We start from the raw sequence: 14584 nt of genomic DNA on the forward strand, positions 1-14584 counted from the left end.
TTACGTGATTAGTATAACACAGCACCCTATCTTTGCAAGGGTTTTCTTGTTTTTTATTTAACAATTTTTATGTTTTATTTACATATATTTAAATAAACGTTGACATACCAACATTTAAGCATTGTGAACACTTTCATCTTTTTTTTCAAACGTATAAGGATTTATTAAAAATGAATGAAAAAGAGACGCCATCTGTATTAATACAGACGTCGTCTCTTCATTAAAATACTACAACAGTTACGACTCGATGAAAATCTCAGGAGCATCGATAACTTCGATGACTTCTCCACCTTTTTTCTCATCCATCGCAAATGATCCATTCGATGTTCGATCACCTATAGGGAAATCAGTTGGGTCAATCGTTAACTGCTGCCCTTTTTGATTCATCAAGGTTATTTCTTTTGATCTTCCTTCCGACATATAGATAATACGGTGCGGATTTTTTTTCAGCTCACGCATGACCGTCACTCCCCGCTTCGCACGTGAAGTTTGGCTGATTTCTTGAGCAAGCATGCGTTTAACAGCTCCTCGCTGAGTAACGATTACGATCGGCGTATCACCTTCTGCTAACACAAGCAGCCCGTTGATAATCCTATCTCCATCTTTCAAATTCATAGACTTCACTCCAGCTGCCTTTGCTCCAACAACGGGAACATCTGTTAAAGGATAGCGCAAACCCATTCCTTGATGCGTTACTAAGAAAACATCTAAGCCTGGCTGATCTTCTTTCAGATACACAGCAATCAGTTCATCTTCTTCCGCCTTTAGCTTCATACAGCTGAGCGGACGGCTCTTATAGGTGCGCCATGGTTCGAACTCTGTCATTCGTGTTTGCTTGATCAATCCATTCTTGCTGATGAATACAAATGTTTTCTCTGCTTGAATTTTTTGGTATGGGAAAACAGCTAAAATCGATTCGTCTACAGACAGATTGGAGATTGTTTGAGAAATGTGCTCACCAGCATCTTTCCATTTCAAATCGGGTAGTTCATGGACAGGGCGGTAGATCACATTTGCTTTATTTGTGATCAGAAGAACATGGTCCAATGTACTCAATTCACCTGAGTATAGCAAGTAGTCGCCTTCTCGCATCCCGATTTCTTCTGGTTTGGAAGCACTATAAGAACGAAGGCTTGTTCGCTTCACATAGCCTTCTCGCGTTACACTGACAATTACGTCTTCTTGTGCCACTAAGACTTGCGTATCAATTTTGATTTCTTCGATTTCGTCTTCGATTGTCGTTAGACGAGCGGAAGAATAATTTTTTTTCACTTCTCGCAATTCTTTTTTCATAACAGAGAAAAGCTCTTTGTCATTTGAAAGGATTTTATTCAACTCTGTGATTTGCGCAATCAAGCTTTCGGATTCCTTTTGAAGCTCTGTGATATCCGTGTTCGTCAAACGGTATAATTGCAATGTGACAATTGCTTCTGCTTGTTCTTCTGTAAATTGAAAGACGTCGACTAAATTCTTTTTGGCGTCTTTTTTGTCTTTACTTTCACGAATCGTTGCGATTACTTCATCCAGAATCGATAAAGCTTTCATCAATCCTTCTACGATATGCTGTCTTTTTTGAGCTTTGGCTAAATCGAATTGACTACGTTTTGTTATGACTTGCTTTCGATGCTCGATATAACTTCTTAAAATGTCTTTCAGTCCAACTTGATGCGGAGTCATATGGTCGATAGCGACCATATTGAAATTGTAATTGATCTGTAGCTCAGTGTTTTTGAACAAATAATTCAAAATTCCTTGAGCATTGGCGTCTTTTTTCAATTCGACGACAATTTGCAGACCTGTTCTATCACTTTCATCTCGTACTTCAGCTATTCCATCGATTTTCTTATTCAAACGGATCTCATCCATTTTTTTCACCAAGGTCGCTTTATTTACTTCATATGGGATTTCTGTGATCACGATTTGCTGTTTATTACCCTTCATTGCTTCTATCTTTGTTTTCGAACGAAGAATAACTTTTCCTCGCCCTGTTTCATAAGCTTTTTTGATTTCATCTTTTCCTTGCAAGATCCCTCCTGTTGGAAAGTCAGGTCCAGGAATATATTCCATCAATTTTTCAAGGCTCGCTTGTGGATGATCGATCATATAGATTGTGCCATCGATCACTTCAGCTAAGTTATGAGTCGGGATTTCTGTTGCATATCCAGCAGATATACCTGTCGATCCATTGACGAGAAGGTTTGGGTATCGAGCTGGAAGGACTGTTGGTTCTTTTTCTGTATCATCAAAATTCCACACGAGATCGACTGTTTCTTTTTCGATATCTGCTAGCATCTCTCCACTTAACTTGGATAATCTGGCTTCAGTATAACGCATCGCAGCAGGTGGATCACCGTCCATACTCCCGTTATTCCCGTGCATTTCGATCAGTACTTCCCGCAACTTCCAGTCTTGGCTCATGCGGACCATCGCTTCATAAATACTGCTGTCACCATGAGGATGATAATTCCCCATGATATTTCCGACAGATTTTGCTGATTTACGGAATCCTTTGTCATACGTATTGCCATCTTTGTTCATGGCAAATAATATCCGGCGTTGCACTGGCTTCAATCCATCACGGATATCAGGCAGTGCACGTTCCTGGATAATATATTTGGAATAACGTCCGAAGCGGTCACCCATCACTTCTTCTAAAGTTAATTCTTGTACTTCTTGTCGATTTTCCATCAGGTGACCTCCTATTCTACTTCAAATAACTGATTTTTTTCATTTTTATCTGCTCGTTCTTCATCTAATAAATCATTAGAAACTGAAGGAGAGATTTCAGTATCCTCTTTTTTATCTAAGATACTGCCATCTTCTTCGAGCGTAAATTGTACGTGATTTTCGATCCATTTTCTTCGAGGTTCTACTTTGTCACCCATTAGTGTGGTTACTCGACGCTCAGCTTGCGCAGCATCGTCGATACGGACGCGGATCAACGTACGGGAAGTTGGATCCATCGTTGTTTCCCACAATTGTTCCGCATTCATTTCTCCAAGTCCTTTATACCGCTGCAGCATATATCCTTTGCCGACTTTTTTAATCATTGCTGCCAATTCGTCATCTGTCCACGCATATTCAATGACTTGCTTCTTCCCTTGTCCTTTGGATACTTTATATAAAGGCGGTAACGCGATATATACTTTCCCAGCTTCAATCAGCGGTTTCATATAACGATAAAAGAAAGTAAGCAGCAATACTTGAATATGGGCGCCGTCAGTATCCGCATCGGTCATGATGATTACTTTGTCGTAATTACAGTCTTCGATAGAAAATTCAGGGCCGACTCCTGCACCAATCGTATAGATCATCGTATTGATTTCTTCATTTTTCAAGATATCTTGCATTTTTGCTTTTTCGGTATTGATGACTTTTCCTCGTAAAGGTAGAATTGCTTGGAACTTTCTGTCTCTTCCTTGTTTAGCAGATCCGCCAGCAGAATCCCCTTCGACTAAATACAATTCATTTTTCTTAGGGTTTCGGGATTGTGCGGGTGTCAATTTTCCTGAAAGAAGAGATTCGCCTTTTTTACGCTTCTTCCCATTTCGGCTTTCTTCTCTGGCTTTACGTGCTGCTTCTCTCGCTTCTCTGGCTTTGATTGCTTTACGGACCAACATCTGGCTCATTTCGCTATTTTCCTGCAAATAAAAGCCCATCTGTTCACTGATGACGTTATCTACTACGGTACGAGCAACTGGCGTACCAAGTTTTTCTTTTGTTTGCCCTTCAAATTGCAGAAGATTTTCAGGTACACGGATAGAGAGAACAGCAGCTAATCCTTCTCTGAAATCACTACCTTCCAGATTCTTGTCCCGTTCTTTCAGCAAGCCGACTTTTCTCGCATATTCATTATAAGATTTCGTCATCGCCGCTTTCATACCAGCTTCATGGGTTCCCCCATCTTTTGTCCGAACGTTATTGACAAAAGATAAAACATTTTCTGAATACCCGTCATTGTATTGATAAGCGACCTCTACTTCGATACCTTCTTTTTCTCCTGAAAAATAAACAACTGGTGTCAATGTATCTTTTTCTTCATTCAGATAATCAACAAATTCTTTGATTCCTTCTTCGTAATGAAAAATTTCCTTGACTGGTTCTTCTCCACGAAGATCAGAAAGAGAGATTTTAACGCCTTTTAGAAGAAAGGCAGATTCTCTTAACCGTTCAGCTAAAATTTCATATGAAAATTTCGTTGTACTGAATATTGTATCGTCTGGTAAAAAATGGACAGTCGTCCCGTTTGCTTTTTTTGTTTTTCCTATCTTTTTCAACGTACCGTCAGGTTTACCGCCGTTTTTAAATTTCTGCTGATACTCTACGCCATCTCTAACGATCGTTACAGTTAGCCATTTCGATAAGGCATTTACCACACTGGCTCCTACACCGTGCAGTCCACCAGAAGTTTTGTACCCTCCTTGACCAAACTTTCCGCCAGCATGCAGCACAGTAAAAATCACTTCAACTGTTGGTATTCCGGAAGCATGCATTCCTACAGGCATCCCACGTCCGCTATCTGCAACAGTTATACTATTGTCTTCATGGATGGTCACATCAATCTCACTGCCATAACCTGATAATGCTTCGTCAACTGCATTATCGACGATTTCATAGACTAAATGATGCAAGCCTCGGCTGTCAGTGGATCCAATGTACATCCCTGGTCTTTTTCTAACTGCCTCTAATCCTTCCAATACTTGGATGGACGAGTCATTGTATTCGTTGTTTACTTTTTTTGCCAAGGCAAACGCTCCTTCAATAATACTTTGCGGCAAAACCGCACCACGATTATCATACTAGAAAAGGTCGTGAAAAAAAAGAGGGTAGACGAGAAATCAATTTTAATTATCTCCTAACCGCTTTTTCGACATTCCCCTCTATCGATCATCTCTTCTTTGTGGTCATTTTTATTTTTGGTTTTCTTTCAACTTACCAAGTTCAATCTTAATACAACGATCCATCACGATATCTGTACGTCCTGCTTTTCTTAGCATCTCAGCTGCTTCTTTGTTTTCAATCCCTAATTGTGCCCAGAACACTTTAGCATCAGTTTTCAAAAAATCATCTGCTACTTCAGGTAAAAATTCACTCCGTCTAAATACATCTACGATATCGATTGGATCATCGATTTCTGTCAAATTCGCATAGACTTTCTCGCCTAGAATTTCTTCACCAGCCAATAATGGATTTACTGGTATGATTTTATATCCATTGTCTTGCAATGCCTGTGCAACCATGTAACTTGTTCGTTCTGGTTTATTGCTCAAGCCTACGACGGCAATATTTTTTGCTTCTTCCAAATAGTTGAAAATCGTTTCTTGTGTTGGATTTTTTACAGACATTTCTGCCACCCCTTGCTTTTCTTTTTATTCCATCTATTATACTTGTATCTTTCATTTTTTCAATTGTTCCTGTTACCTATTCATGCTAAAATAAAGGATAGTTTTCAACTTGAAAGAGGGTAAAAAATGAAATTGATCTTATTACTTATTTTAGCATATCTTTTAGGTTCTATTCCTTCCGGTGTCTGGATTGGCAAATTGTTTTTCAAAAAAGATATCCGACAACACGGGAGCGGTAATACTGGAACGACCAATACATTTCGTGTATTAGGCAAAACAGCCGGGATTGTTGTCCTGCTTATGGATATTTTAAAAGGTACATTGGCTACTTGTTTGCCGATGATCTTCCACCTTTCTGGGATTAACCCTCTTTGGTTTGGGGTATGCGCCATTCTTGGCCATACATTTCCGATTTTTGCTGGGTTCAAAGGAGGAAAAGCTGTTGCGACAAGTGCAGGAATGCTTTTAGGATTTAATCCTGTATTTTTTGTTTATTCTTGTATCATCTTTATCGTTAGTTTATTTTGTACAAGTATGGTGAGTTTGAGCAGTATGATCAGTGCAGTATTGATCACTTTATCTACGATCGTCCTTCCTTATGTAGCTCCTGTGATTTTGGCTAAGCCCAATTGGTTACTGACGATCATTGCCTTTTTAGTTTCTTCCTTTATCTTTTATCGGCATAAAGACAATATCAAGCGTATCAGAAACCATACAGAAAGTCGAATCCCGTTTGGTTTGAACAGCAGCAAGAAAAAATCCTGATACTTTTTCATTCCAAAGAGATAAAACGGGAGTGTGACAAATCGATGTCACACTCCCTTATTACTTACAGGATAGCTTTTTTACACACCTTGGTAAACGGTGTTCCCTGCTAACTTCTCGGTCACAACCTCTTACTTCACTGTGATGGAATATTTTGTCTTGAAGATTTCATGGGCACCTAGTTGATTGATCCCTACTTTTTCCATCAAGTTTCCACTACTGTTCACCGTGTCAGCGATTCCGCACCACGGTTCGATACAAACGAAAGGCGCTTCTTTTGGATAAGGAGACCAGATCCCTACATAAGGCATATCTTTATAGCTTAAAGTTACGCTATGGGAAGATTTTTCACTTCGAATGGCATACGCATTTAGACCCCTTGTTTCAAAAACCAAGGCATCTTGCTCAAAAAGTTCACGATTCAAAGCCAGATTCGTATTTGTCTGACCTAACGTCTTTTGATCCATATCGATGAATGGGCCTTTCAATGGTAGGCGTAATCTTGATTTCAATGGAGAAAATGCCAGATAGAAATCTTCAAATGACAATCCTTCTTCAAGAGGTACATTGAAAGCAGGATGTCCACCGATAGAAAAGAACATTTCTTTTTCACCGGTATTTGCCACTTGATAATGAACCGTGATGCCGTCTCCTCCTAATTCATAGCTGATCACTAATTCAAAATCAAATGGATACTTTTCTAATGTCTCCGGCGTACTCCTTAAGATGAAACTAGCCATTTCTTGTCCATGTTCAATGACTTCAAAATCCATATCCCGAGCAAATCCGTGTTGCCCCATTTGATATGTTTTCCCTTGATAAACATACTGATCATCTTTTAAACGTCCAACAAAAGGGAATAAAACCGGTGCATGTCTGCCCCAATACGCTGGATCACCTTGCCAGATATACTCTAAACCATGTTCTTTTGATTTCAGACTGATCAATTCCGCACCGTGTTCAGCGATTTCGGCGATCAGCTGGTCATTTTGAATAATAACAGTCATTGCCATTCCTCCAACTTCGACTTACTTTTTAAAATGGGAAGGCTGGAACAAACATTTCTATCTGCCCCAGTCCCCTTACTTCTAATAACTGTGTTTTGCTAACTCGTCTTTAAAACGGGAATTCAATACTTTTAAATAAGTTCCCTTCATGCCTAACGAACGAGATTCAATGATTCCAGCTGATTCCAATTTTCGTAAAGCATTGACGATCACAGAACGAGTGATGCCGATACTATCGGCAATATTAGAAGCAGTCAGACGACCTTCATCTCCATCCAATGCTTCAAAGATAGCTTGTACAGCCTTCAATTCGCTATAAGATAATGTGTTGATTGCCATTTGGACAGCCGTTGCACTCCGTACATCTGCTTCGATGCTTCGAGACTTCTGATAAAGGATCTGCATACCGACAACCGTAGCTCCATATTCTGCTAAGACTAGATCGTCATCTGCAAACGATTGTTCCATACGAGATAAGATAATCGTACCCAAACGTTCGCCAGCTCCAAAGATCGGAACGACAGTCGTCAGACCAAATGGATATTTCTCTCTTGACTCTACCGGAAATGCAGTAATATCACTAGTAATTGGGATATTAGCTTCAGTTTTCATCAACTGTGCCACTGTATCAGTATAAGATTCAGGAAACTGTTTCTCAACAAACATTGTTTTGATTCGTTCATTGTTCACATCGTGACGTTCATTATAACCTAGTAATACTCCGTCACTTCCTATGATATAGGTGTTGCTGTCAAGAATACCACCTAGTGTGACAGCCATTTTATCGTAAGGCAAATCTGCTTGCATGTCAAAAGTATTCTTTTGCTGCAAAAGTGTGTTTATCTTGCGGGTTTTCGTTAGCAAGTCTGTCATTGTCGTCCTCCGATTTTTTATAAAATATAGCGACTTAAATCTTCATTTGCCGCAATTGAGCCAAGTTTGTCATCCACATATGCTTCTGTGATCGTTATTTCTCCCATTTGCATATCTGGTGCTTCAAATAATAGATCTTCTAGTAGTTTTTCCAAAATGGTATGCAGTCTGCGTGCGCCGATATTATCTGTGTCACGGTTGACATCGAAAGCAATTTGAGCGATCCGTTCAATTGCTTCTTTTGTAAACGTAACTGACACATTTTCTGTACCGATCAACGCGACGTATTGTTTTATTAAAGCATTATTCGGTTCAGTCAGAATTTTCACAAAATCTTCAGCTGTCAAATCATCTAATTCTACCCGTATTGGGAAACGCCCTTGGAGTTCTGGAATCAAATCACTCGGTTTAGATAAATGGAACGCTCCTGAAGCAATGAATAAGACATGATCTGTTTGGATGATCCCGTATTTTGTATTTACTTGTGAACCTTCGACGATTGGTAATATGTCTCTTTGAACGCCTTCTCTGGATACTTCTCCAGATTGCTGTGATTTAGAAGTGATCTTATCGATTTCATCGATAAAAATAATTCCACTTTCTTCCGCTAATTTGATTGCCTCACTATGGATATCAGCATCCTTGACTAATTTTGCTGATTCTTCCTTGATCAATAACTCTAAAGCTTCTTTGACTGTTACCGTCCGTTCCACTTTTTTCTTCGGTGTCAAAGCACCTAGAGTTTCATTTAGGTCGATCCCCATTTGCTCCAATCCATTGTTCATCATTGGTGCAGGTTTCTTTTGGTCCTCAACTTCAATGGTTACTTCACGACTATCCAGTAAACCCTTTTGTAGTTGTTCCAAGACTGTACGGCGATTGATTCGAATATCTTCTGTCACTTCTTCTTGCGGTTCAGCGGTATTTTGCTGACTAGCATTAAAAAGATTCATCATTTGTTCAAATTGATTAGTGGATTGTTTCTGTTCTTTTTTGATACCAGGTACCAAGATTTTTACCAAACGTTTTTCTGCATTTTTTTTAGCACTTGTGTATACACGGCTGTACTGCTCTTTTTCTACGATTTGGATCGCATTTTCTACTAAATCCCGAACCATTGATTCTACATCTCTTCCGACATAACCGACTTCAGTAAATTTTGTTGCTTCGACTTTGACAAATGGTGCATTGACTATTTTTGCCAAACGTCGTGCGATTTCTGTTTTACCGACCCCTGTAGGTCCGATCATCAGCATATTTTTTGGTGTAATATCTTGTTGCATTTTTTCATCTAACTGCAAACGGCGATAGCGGTTACGCAAAGCAACGGCAACAGATTTTTTTGCTGCGTGCTGTCCTACGATATATTCATCTAATTCACTTACGATTTGTCTTGGTGTTTGTTTTAATTCATACATATCTACTCACCTCTTACAGTTCTTCTACGATAATATTATGATTAGTAAAGATACAGATATCTGCGGCAATATTTAACGCATTTTCTGCAATTTCTTTCGCACTCATGTCGTTTTGAGCATAGTTTTTCATTGCTCGGGCTGCAGCCAACGCAAAATTCCCGCCTGATCCGATAGCTAAGATACCATCATCTGGTGTGATAACTTCTCCTGTACCTGAAACAAGAAGCATTTCTTTATCATTCATTACGATCAACATCGCTTCAAGTTTTTGCATAGATTGCTGTGTCCGCCATTCTTGAGCTAATTCGACAGCTGCGCGTTGTAGATTCCCGTTATATTCGTTTAGTTTGCCTTCAAATTTTTCTTCTAAAGTAAACGCATCTGCAACACTTCCGGCGAAACCTACAACAACTTCTCCATTGTAGATACGTCGTACTTTCTTTGCAGTGCCTTTCATGACAACAGATTCACCCATTGTTACTTGGCCATCTCCAGCCATAGCAAATTTCCCGTCTTTTTCGACGGCACAGATAGTGGTTGAATGAAATGGTGATTCGACCATGTTTGTTTCCTCCTAAATTTGTTCTTTTCCTTATTTTTACGCTCTTGGATGGAAAGAACGATAGTTTTTTTGTAAACTTTCTTTTGTTACATGGGCATAGATCTGGGTAGTCGATAAATTGGCATGTCCTAGCAATTCTTGGACTGTCCGCAAATCTGCCCCATTATTTAATAAATGAGTAGCAAATGTATGGCGCAGCATGTGAGGATGGATATCACTATCCAAACTGCTTTTTTTGATCATTTGATTCAAGACATATTCAATTCCAGTAGGCGTGATTGGTTTTCCATGATGATTCACAAAAACGATATCATGCTCTTCGTGATATTTTGTCATCAATACCTGGCGGCCTTCCCTGAAATATTCTTGCAGAGCATCTTGAGCAAAAGAACCTAGAGGAGCATATCTCTCTTTGTTCCCTTTACCATGGATCAACATGACCTCTGAATCAAAATCAATGTCTGATACTGACAAAATGCTACACTCACTTAAACGGATGCCTGACCCGTAAAGGACTTCCAGCAAAGCGCGGTTCCTCAAATCCAAAGGACTATCTCCTGCTACGCTGTCAAAAAGTGCTTGCATTTCATTTTCATAAAAAAAGCGTGGCAGTCTCAAATTTTTCTTTTTGAGATGAACGTAAGAAAATGGATTTTCTTTTATCACTTCTTCTTTGAGAAGATACTGATAAAACGAACGTAGGCTGGCTATCTTGCGACTGATAGAATTTCTGCTATAGCTAGGACGATGATCAGCTAATGCACTCAAATAGACACGAACCGTAAAATATTCCGCCTTCAGCAGATCAGCGTCTCCAGATTCCTCCAAAAAATGTTTGAAATGGAGAATGTCTTCTTCATATGCTTCTTTCGTTTTTTCTGAATATCCTCTTTCGACAATCAAATAACGCAAAAATTTTTGTTCCCACGTGGCTTCTGTCATTTTCTCACCTTCCTTTTGTTCCAGAGAATAATTTAGCACAGCGTTTATAAAAAGACAAATAAATTGTCAGAATTTAAACAATATTTCTAAGTTTGTTCACAATTGGCGCAATTCCTCACATTTTGTTTGAGAAATTCTTAAGAAAAACGCAAGAAAAAGAGCGAGACTATCCGTCTCACCCTCTTCATGGAGTTTCCTTACTCATTTGGGACTGCAGTTTTTTCTAATTCTGTTTTTATTGCCTCATTAGCTTTTAAAGCTCGTTGTGCAATTGCTTCATATCTTGCTTTTTTGTCTCGAATGCGCTCTGGCAGTTCAGGAAACAGACCATAGTTGGCATTCATCGGTTGGAAATGTTTTCCTTCCGCATGAGTAATGTAGTAAGCCATGCTCCCAATAGCTGTTTCTTGTGGAAACTCGACTGGTTCCATTTCTTTTGCTAAGCGTGCGGCATTGATTCCAGCAAGTAGTCCGCTCGCTGCACTTTCAACATAGCCTTCTACACCAGTCATCTGACCTGCAAAGAACAGATCTTCGCGTTTCGTTGATTGGTAAGTCGGTTTCAGCAATTCTGGCGAATTCATAAAGCTGTTTCGGTGCATCACACCATAGCGAACGAATTCAGCATTTTCCAACCCAGGAATCATCCGGAAAACACGTTTTTGCTCGCCCCATTTCAAGTGAGTCTGAAAGCCCACGATGTTGTATAAAGAAGCTGCAGCATTGTCTTGACGCAGCTGGATAACAGCATAAGGACGTTTGCCAGTTTTAGGATCTTCCAATCCAACTGGTTTCATAGGTCCGAAAAGCATCGTTTTGAATCCTCGCTGTGCCATTACTTCAATTGGCATACATCCTTCAAAATATTTTTCTTTCTCAAAAGATTTAAGTTCCGCCACTTCGGCATTGATTAGTGCCTCATGAAAAGCTTTGAATTCCTCTTCTGTCATCGGACAGTTCAAGTAAGCTGCTTCTCCTTTGTCATAGCGGGATTTCAAATATACTTTATCCATATCGATCGTAGCTTTGTCTACGATTGGTGCAGCTGCATCATAGAAATAAAAACCATCTGAACCATTGAATGCTTTGATGCTTTCTGCTAATGGATGAGAAGTCAAAGGTCCTGTTGCTACTACGGTGATTCCTTCCGGTATTTCAGTAATTTCTTCGTTTATCACTGTTACTAATGGATGCTCTTTGACTTTTCGGGTAATTGTTTCAGAAAAAGAATCGCGGTCAACAGCTAAGGCACCACCAGCTGGCACTGCTGTTTCATCTGCCGAAGTGATTACTACTGAATTCAATCGGCGCATTTCTTCTTTCAATAACCCTACTGCATTAGCCAAACTGTTTCCTCTTAATGAATTGGAACATACTAGTTCAGCAAAATTACTTGTGTGATGCGCCTCAGTCGATTTGACTGGACGCATTTCATATAAACGGACAGGGACTCCTGCTTGTGCGATTTGCCAAGCAGCTTCACTTCCGGCAAGCCCTGCTCCAACAACATTTACCATTTTCAATGAAAGAACCTCTTTTCTATTATTTTTGAATGTCTTCTTCGTAATCTCCATTTACACAGACTACTTGTTTACCGCCTTTGACTTTCTTCTCGACCAGATATCCGTCACATTTTGGACAATTTCTGCCCACTGGTTTATCCCAAGAAGTGAATTCACATTCTGGGAAACGAGAACAACCATAGAATAGTCTGTTTTTCTTAGATTTTCGTTCAATGACTTGTCCTTCATGACATACTGGGCAAGTCACACCGATTTCTTTTACGATTGGTTTCGTATTCCGACAATCAGGAAAATTACTGCAAGCATAAAACTTCCCATATTTCCCTAATTTTATCACCATCGGATGTCCACAGACATCACAATCGAATCCTGCTGGTTCATCTTTGATTTGAATTTTTTCGATTTTTTCTTCCGCATTCGTCAGTTCTTTTTCAAACGGTTTATAGAAACGATCAACCACTTTGACCCACGCTTCCGTGCCTTCTTCAATTTTATCCAAATCTCCTTCCATTTCTGCTGTGAAATGGATATCGACGATTTGAGGGAAGAATTCACAAATCAGTGAATTGACAATTTCTCCTAGTTCAGTCGGCTCAAATCTTTTTTGTGTCAATTTTACATAGTAGCGTCTTTGGATCGTATCAAGTGTTGGTGCATAAGTGGAAGGTCGCCCTACCCCGTTTTCTTCTAGTGCACGAATCAACGTAGCCTCACTAAAACGTGCTGGTGGTTGAGTAAAATGTTGTTTTGGTTCAATATCAACAGATTGGACTACATCGCCTTCTTCAAGTTCTGGAAGAATATTTTCTTTCTCTTCTTTGCCGTCATCTCTACCTTCCACATACACTTGCATGAATCCTTTGAATTTGATTTTTGAACCGTTCGCAATGAAGATGACACCATTTTGTTCTAATGTCACTTTCATTGTATCTAAAATAGCTGGTGTCATCTGACTAGCCACAAAACGTGACCAGATCAATGTATAAAGTTTCAATTGATCTTTATCTAAATATTGTTTGAGTTCATCTGGTGTACGAAGCACACTCGTTGGACGCACAGCTTCATGGGCATCTTGTGCGCCTTGAGCATTTTTGATCTTTCGGTGATCATGTCTAGAAAATTCTTTTCCATACGTATCTTCAATAAATGCTGCGGCCTCTGCTTTTGCTGTATCGGCAATCCGGGTAGAATCAGTACGCATGTATGTAATCAAGCCGACTGTTCCTTGTTTACCCAAAGTGATTCCTTCATATAATTGCTGTGCTACCATCATGGTTTTTCTTGTTCGAAAGTTTAACTTACGGGCAGCTTCTTGTTGCAGGCTACTTGTAGTGAAAGGATTCGCAGGGTTTCTTTTGCGCTCTTTCTTTTCTACTTTTTTAACTTCGAAGTCTGTTCCATCAATTCTAGCAGTGACTTCTTTTACACTTTGTGCATCTGGTAATTTCTTTTTCTTACCGTCGATTCCCCAGAAATTTGCTTTGAATTTCTTGCGAGCTTTTTTAAAATTACCGTCGATGCTCCAATATTCTTCTGGAACAAATTCTCGGATCTCTTTTTCACGGTCAATAATAATTTTTAAAGCGACAGATTGGACACGTCCTGCACTTAACCCTTTCTTGACCTTACGCCAGAGAATAGGACTGATCGAATAACCAACGATTCTGTCTAAGGTACGACGAGCTTGCTGTGCATCTACTAAATCTACATCGATCGTTCTTGGTTCCTTAAAAGCTGCTTTGACTGCGTCTTTTGTGATTTCATTGAAGACCACCCGATTTTTTTCTTTCAGATCCAACCCAAGTAGGTACGCTAAATGCCAAGCAATCGCTTCTCCTTCTCTATCCGGGTCACTTGCCAAGTAAACTTTTTGAGCTTTTTTTGCTGCGGCTTTAAGGCTTTTGATGACATCGCCTTTTCCGCGTATAGAAATATAATGGGGTTCATAATTGTTTTCAAAATCGATACCCATTTTACTTTTCGGTAAATCTCTTATATGGCCAACACTGGCCATTACTTTATAGTTTCGTCCAAGATATTTCTCAATTGTCTTGGCTTTTGCAGGTGATTCTACAATCACTAAATATTTATACGCCATTACTGAATGGACTCCTTTCCATTGTCGTGTTCCTACTATTAAAAGAGGATT

The 14584-nt window shown here is 39.5% G+C and carries 11 protein-coding genes; 1 reads left to right on the forward strand and 10 read right to left on the reverse strand.

Features of this window, described 5'->3' with window-relative positions; all coding sequences use genetic code 11:
- Positions 1-237 precede the first annotated feature (237 nt).
- The 3 genes from parC to RBL01_RS07750 all read right to left on the reverse strand — a co-directional run bounded on the left by parC (position 238) and on the right by RBL01_RS07750 (position 5345).
- Complete coding sequence (gene parC, locus RBL01_RS07740; RefSeq protein WP_002296998.1) at positions 238-2688, reverse strand: DNA topoisomerase IV subunit A; 2451 nt, start codon at positions 2686-2688, stop codon at positions 238-240.
- A gap of 11 nt (positions 2689-2699) precedes the next feature.
- Positions 2700-4745 carry a DNA topoisomerase IV subunit B gene (gene parE / locus RBL01_RS07745; protein ID WP_002324664.1) on the reverse strand — a complete coding sequence of 682 codons (2046 nt, stop codon included), beginning with the start codon at positions 4743-4745 and terminating at the stop codon, positions 2700-2702.
- A gap of 165 nt (positions 4746-4910) precedes the next feature.
- Positions 4911-5345 (reverse strand): CoA-binding protein, encoded by a 435-nt coding sequence (locus RBL01_RS07750; protein ID WP_002319414.1) that lies wholly within the window; start codon positions 5343-5345, stop codon positions 4911-4913.
- 126 nt (positions 5346-5471) lie between these two features.
- Here RBL01_RS07750 and plsY point away from each other — a divergent pair, with 126 nt between their 5' ends.
- On the forward strand, positions 5472-6110 hold the full coding sequence (gene plsY, locus RBL01_RS07755; RefSeq protein WP_002296995.1) for a glycerol-3-phosphate 1-O-acyltransferase PlsY: 639 nt from the start codon (positions 5472-5474) through the stop codon (positions 6108-6110).
- 131 nt (positions 6111-6241) lie between these two features.
- Here the strand turns inward: plsY and RBL01_RS07760 are convergent, their stop codons facing one another.
- The 7 genes from RBL01_RS07760 to topA all read right to left on the reverse strand — a co-directional run bounded on the left by RBL01_RS07760 (position 6242) and on the right by topA (position 14533).
- Entirely contained in the window at positions 6242-7117 is an 876-nt protein-coding gene (locus tag RBL01_RS07760) for an aldose 1-epimerase family protein (RefSeq protein WP_002296994.1), read from the reverse strand.
- An 81-nt stretch (positions 7118-7198) separates the two neighbouring features.
- On the reverse strand, positions 7199-7990 hold the full coding sequence (gene codY, locus RBL01_RS07765; RefSeq protein ID WP_002290223.1) for a GTP-sensing pleiotropic transcriptional regulator CodY: 792 nt from the start codon (positions 7988-7990) through the stop codon (positions 7199-7201).
- Positions 7991-8007: 17 nt separating this feature from the next.
- On the reverse strand, positions 8008-9408 hold the full coding sequence (gene hslU, locus RBL01_RS07770) for an ATP-dependent protease ATPase subunit HslU (RefSeq protein WP_002298110.1): 1401 nt from the start codon (positions 9406-9408) through the stop codon (positions 8008-8010).
- Between the two features lie 13 nt (positions 9409-9421).
- A complete protein-coding gene (hslV, locus tag RBL01_RS07775; RefSeq protein ID WP_002288419.1) occupies positions 9422-9970 on the reverse strand; it encodes an HslVU peptidase proteolytic subunit in 549 nt (182 codons plus the stop codon).
- Positions 9971-10006: 36 nt separating this feature from the next.
- The gene (gene xerC / locus RBL01_RS07780; RefSeq protein WP_080489859.1) at positions 10007-10912 is read right to left on the reverse strand and encodes a tyrosine recombinase XerC; all 906 of its coding nucleotides are present in this window, start codon (positions 10910-10912) and stop codon (positions 10007-10009) included.
- 197 nt (positions 10913-11109) lie between these two features.
- Positions 11110-12486: an FADH(2)-oxidizing methylenetetrahydrofolate--tRNA-(uracil(54)-C(5))-methyltransferase TrmFO gene (gene trmFO, locus RBL01_RS07785; RefSeq protein ID WP_002375651.1), complete on the reverse strand. Its 1377-nt coding sequence runs from the start codon at positions 12484-12486 to the stop codon at positions 11110-11112.
- Complete coding sequence (topA, locus tag RBL01_RS07790; protein ID WP_002288411.1) at positions 12455-14533, reverse strand: type I DNA topoisomerase; 2079 nt, start codon at positions 14531-14533, stop codon at positions 12455-12457. The genes trmFO and topA overlap by 32 nt, the downstream gene beginning before the upstream one ends.
- Positions 14534-14584 lie beyond the last annotated feature (51 nt).

The sequence above is a fragment of the Enterococcus sp. SB12 genome (assembly GCF_030910025.2).
Classification (GTDB): Bacteria; Bacillota; Bacilli; order Lactobacillales; family Enterococcaceae; genus Enterococcus_B; species Enterococcus_B faecium.